Raw genomic sequence first — 5,237 nt, 5'->3', positions numbered from 1 at the left:
TTCCATATCTCACAGGGGGCAACCCCCAACTACTTCCGGCGTTCTAGGGCTTAACTGCTGTGTTCGGCATGGGTACAGGTGTATCTCCTAGGCTATCGTCACTTAACTCTGAGTAATACCTACTCAAAATTGAATATCTATCAAATACCAAGTAAACCTCACACTTCGTATCCTCAGTTACTTTGGATAAGTCCTCGAGCTATTAGTATTAGTCCGCTACATGTGTCGCCACACTTCCACTTCTAACCTATCTACCTGATCATCTCTCAGGGCTCTTACTGATATAAAATCATGGGAAATCTCATCTTGAGGTGGGTTTCACACTTAGATGCTTTCAGCGTTTATCCCTTCCCTACATAGCTACCCAGCGATGCCTTTGGCAAGACAACTGGTACACCAGCGGTAAGTCCACTCTGGTCCTCTCGTACTAGGAGCAGATCCTCTCAAATTTCCTACGCCCGCGACGGATAGGGACCGAACTGTCTCACGACGTTCTGAACCCAGCTCGCGTGCCGCTTTAATGGGCGAACAGCCCAACCCTTGGGACCGACTACAGCCCCAGGATGCGACGAGCCGACATCGAGGTGCCAAACCTCCCCGTCGATGTGAACTCTTGGGGGAGATAAGCCTGTTATCCCCAGGGTAGCTTTTATCCGTTGAGCGATGGCCCTTCCATACGGAACCACCGGATCACTAAGCCCGACTTTCGTCCCTGCTCGAGTTGTAGCTCTCGCAGTCAAGCTCCCTTATACCTTTACACTCTGCGAATGATTTCCAACCATTCTGAGGGAACCTTTGGGCGCCTCCGTTACCTTTTAGGAGGCGACCGCCCCAGTCAAACTGCCCGTCAGACACTGTCTCCGATAGGGATAACCTATCCGGGTTAGAGTGGCCATAACACAAGGGTAGTATCCCAACAACGTCTCCTTCGAAACTGGCGTCCCGATCTCGTAGACTCCTACCTATCCTGTACATGTGGTACAGACACTCAATATCAAACTGCAGTAAAGCTCCATGGGGTCTTTCCGTCCTGTCGCGGGTAACCTGCATCTTCACAGGTACTAAAATTTCACCGAGTCTCTCGTTGAGACAGTGCCCAAATCATTACGCCTTTCGTGCGGGTCGGAACTTACCCGACAAGGAATTTCGCTACCTTAGGACCGTTATAGTTACGGCCGCCGTTTACTGGGGCTTCAATTCATACCTTCGGATTACTCCTAAGCACTCCTCTTAACCTTCCAGCACCGGGCAGGCGTCACCCCCTATACATCATCTTACGATTTAGCAGAGAGCTGTGTTTTTGATAAACAGTTGCTTGGGCCTATTCACTGCGGCTGACCTAAAGTCAGCACCCCTTCTCCCGAAGTTACGGGGTCATTTTGCCGAGTTCCTTAACGAGAGTTCTCTCGCTCACCTGAGGCTACTCGCCTCGACTACCTGTGTCGGTTTGCGGTACGGGTAGAGTATGTTTAAACGCTAGAAGCTTTTCTTGGCAGTGTGACGTCACTAACTTCGCTACTAAACTTCGCTCCCCATCACAGCTCAATGTTATAGATATAAGCATTTGACTCATATCACACCTCACTGCTTAGACAGACACTTCCATTCGTCTGCTTTAGTTAGCCTACTGCGTCCCTCCATCACTACATACTCTAGTACAGGAATATCAACCTGTTGTCCATCGGATACACCTTTCGGTCTCTCCTTAGGTCCCGACTAACCCAGGGCGGACGAGCCTTCCCCTGGAAACCTTAGTCTTACGGTGGACAGGATTCTCACCTGTCTTTCGCTACTCATACCGGCATTCTCACTTCTATGCGTTCCAGCACTCCTCACGGTATACCTTCTTCACACATAGAACGCTCTCCTACCATACCTATAAAGGTATCCACAGCTTCGGTAAATTGTTTTAGCCCCGGTACATTTTCGGCGCAGGGTCACTCGACTAGTGAGCTATTACGCACTCTTTGAATGAATAGCTGCTTCTAAGCTAACATCCTAGTTGTCTGTGCAACCCCACATCCTTTTCCACTTAACAATTATTTTGGGACCTTAGCTGGTGGTCTGGGCTGTTTCCCTTTCGACTACGGATCTTAGCACTCGCAGTCTGACTGCCGACCATAATTCATTGGCATTCGGAGTTTATCTGAGATTGGTAATCCGGGATGGACCCCTCACCCAAACAGTGCTCTACCTCCAAGAATCTTTATGTCGACGCTAGCCCTAAAGCTATTTCGGAGAGAACCAGCTATCTCCAAGTTCGTTTGGAATTTCTCCGCTACCCACAAGTCATCCAAGCACTTTTCAACGTGCCCTGGTTCGGTCCTCCAGTGCGTCTTACCGCACCTTCAACCTGCTCATGGGTAGGTCACATGGTTTCGGGTCTACGACATGATACTAAAGCGCCCTATTCAGACTCGGTTTCCCTGCGGCTCCGTCTCTTCAACTTAACCTCGCATCATATCGTAACTCGCCGGTTCATTCTACAAAAGGCACGCTCTCACCCATTAACGGGCTCGAACTTGTTGTAGGCACACGGTTTCAGGTTCTATTTCACTCCCCTCCCGGGGTGCTTTTCACCTTTCCCTCACGGTACTGGTTCACTATCGGTCACTAGGGAGTATTTAGGGTTGGGAGATGGTCCTCCCAGATTCCGACGGGATTTCACGTGTCCCGCCGTACTCAGGATACTGCTAGGTACAAAGATTATTTTAAATACGAGGCTGTTACTCTCTTTGGCTGATCTTCCCAAATCATTCTTCTATAATCTTTGAGTCCACATTGCAGTCCTACAACCCCGAAGAGTAAACTCCTCGGTTTGCCCTTCTGCCGTTTCGCTCGCCGCTACTAAGGCAATCGCTTTTGCTTTCTCTTCCTGCAGCTACTTAGATGTTTCAGTTCACTGCGTCTTCCTCCTCACATCCTTAACAGATGCGGGTAACAGGTAGTACCTGTTGGGTTCCCCCATTCGGAAATCCCTGGATCATCGCTTACTTACAGCTACCCAAGGCATATCGTCGTTTGTCACGTCCTTCTTCGGCTCCTAGTGCCAAGGCATCCACCGTGCGCCCTTATTAACTTAACCTTATTTTTGACCTTTCAGTCATAAACTCTTTTAATACTACAGCGTTTCGGTTTATTTTCTTGTTACTATTTGATATAGATATTCAATTTTCAATGTGCATTACTTGGTGATCTCTCACCAATGGAGCCTAGCGGGATCGAACCGCTGACCTCCTGCGTGCAAAGCAGGCGCTCTCCCAGCTGAGCTAAGGCCCCACAAGACCTCTCAAGACTAAACAAGACCAATGTGCAGTTCCTTATCCTTAGAAAGGAGGTGATCCAGCCGCACCTTCCGATACGGCTACCTTGTTACGACTTCACCCCAATCATCTATCCCACCTTAGGCGGCTGGCTCCAAATGGTTACCTCACCGACTTCGGGTGTTACAAACTCTCGTGGTGTGACGGGCGGTGTGTACAAGGCCCGGGAACGTATTCACCGCGGCGTGCTGATCCGCGATTACTAGCGATTCCGACTTCATGTAGGCGAGTTGCAGCCTACAATCCGAACTGAGACTGGCTTTAAGAGATTAGCTTGCCGTCACCGGCTTGCGACTCGTTGTACCAGCCATTGTAGCACGTGTGTAGCCCAGGTCATAAGGGGCATGATGATTTGACGTCATCCCCACCTTCCTCCGGTTTATTACCGGCAGTCTCGCTAGAGTGCCCAACTGAATGATGGCAACTAACAATAGGGGTTGCGCTCGTTGCGGGACTTAACCCAACATCTCACGACACGAGCTGACGACAACCATGCACCACCTGTCACCTCTGTCCCGAAGGAAAACTCTATCTCTAGAGCGGTCAGAGGGATGTCAAGACCTGGTAAGGTTCTTCGCGTTGCTTCGAATTAAACCACATGCTCCACCGCTTGTGCGGGCCCCCGTCAATTCCTTTGAGTTTCAACCTTGCGGTCGTACTCCCCAGGCGGAGTGCTTAATGCGTTAGCTGCGGCACTAAACCCCGGAAAGGGTCTAACACCTAGCACTCATCGTTTACGGCGTGGACTACCAGGGTATCTAATCCTGTTTGCTCCCCACGCTTTCGAGCCTCAGCGTCAGTTACAAGCCAGAGAGCCGCTTTCGCCACCGGTGTTCCTCCATATATCTACGCATTTCACCGCTACACATGGAATTCCACTCTCCCCTCTTGCACTCAAGTTAAACAGTTTCCAAAGCGTACTATGGTTAAGCCACAGCCTTTAACTTCAGACTTATCTAACCGCCTGCGCTCGCTTTACGCCCAATAAATCCGGACAACGCTCGGGACCTACGTATTACCGCGGCTGCTGGCACGTAGTTAGCCGTCCCTTTCTGGTAAGATACCGTCACAGTGTGAACTTTCCACTCTCACACTCGTTCTTCTCTTACAACAGAGCTTTACGATCCGAAAACCTTCTTCACTCACGCGGCGTTGCTCGGTCAGACTTCCGTCCATTGCCGAAGATTCCCTACTGCTGCCTCCCGTAGGAGTCTGGGCCGTGTCTCAGTCCCAGTGTGGCCGATCACCCTCTCAGGTCGGCTATGTATCGTCGCCTTGGTGAGCCGTTACCTCACCAACTAGCTAATACAACGCAGGTCCATCTGGTAGTGATGCAATTGCACCTTTTAAGCAAATGTCATGCAACATCTACTATTATGCGGTATTAGCTATCGTTTCCAATAGTTATCCCCCGCTACCAGGCAGGTTACCTACGCGTTACTCACCCGTTCGCAACTCATCCAAGAAGAGCAAGCTCCTCTCTTCAGCGTTCTACTTGCATGTATTAGGCACGCCGCCAGCGTTCGTCCTGAGCCAGGATCAAACTCTCATTAAAAGTTTGAGTTCTCACTCATTTCTGTCACTGACAGATTTATTGTTTTTTCATTGTTCAGTACTATAACATCTGTTATAGTGCCCTGCACATTGGTTCGTCTTGTTCAGTTTTCAAAGGTCTTTGTCACTTATTCTCTCAAGCGACAACTATATTAGTATATCACAGCCATCTGTCTCTGTCAACAGATTTTTTAAACTTTTTTCAAGTTTTTTTAACCGCAATACACCATAGTCCGTACGGGATTCGAACCCGTGTTACCGCCGTGAAAAGGCGGTGTCTTAACCCCTTGACCAACGGACCTTGAGCTTTTCAACTCTTTCTATTATACCTACTTTTTTACCTTTGTCAAGAACTTTTTT

Annotated in this window: 2 tRNA genes and 3 rRNA genes; all 5 read right to left on the bottom strand. The window is 49.3% G+C overall.

Annotated features, from left to right (window positions below):
- Window positions 1-106 (bottom strand): 5S ribosomal RNA (gene rrf, locus SORDD15_RS09640); the annotation flags it as partial.
- Window positions 107-182: 76 nt separating this feature from the next.
- A 23S ribosomal RNA gene (locus SORDD15_RS09635) occupies window positions 183-3,085 on the bottom strand.
- Window positions 3,086-3,206: 121 nt separating this feature from the next.
- Window positions 3,207-3,279 (bottom strand) — tRNA-Ala (locus tag SORDD15_RS09630).
- A gap of 51 nt (window positions 3,280-3,330) precedes the next feature.
- A 16S ribosomal RNA gene (locus SORDD15_RS09625) occupies window positions 3,331-4,878 on the bottom strand.
- 228 nt (window positions 4,879-5,106) lie between these two features.
- Window positions 5,107-5,178 (bottom strand) — tRNA-Glu (locus SORDD15_RS09620).
- Window positions 5,179-5,237: the final 59 nt, after the last annotated feature.

Origin of the sequence: Streptococcus oralis, from assembly GCF_001578935.1 — a bacterium.
Classification (GTDB): Bacteria; Bacillota; Bacilli; order Lactobacillales; family Streptococcaceae; genus Streptococcus; species Streptococcus oralis_R.
The sequence above is the reverse complement of the archived record's forward strand: the minus strand, read 5'-3'. Positions and strand labels throughout refer to the sequence as shown.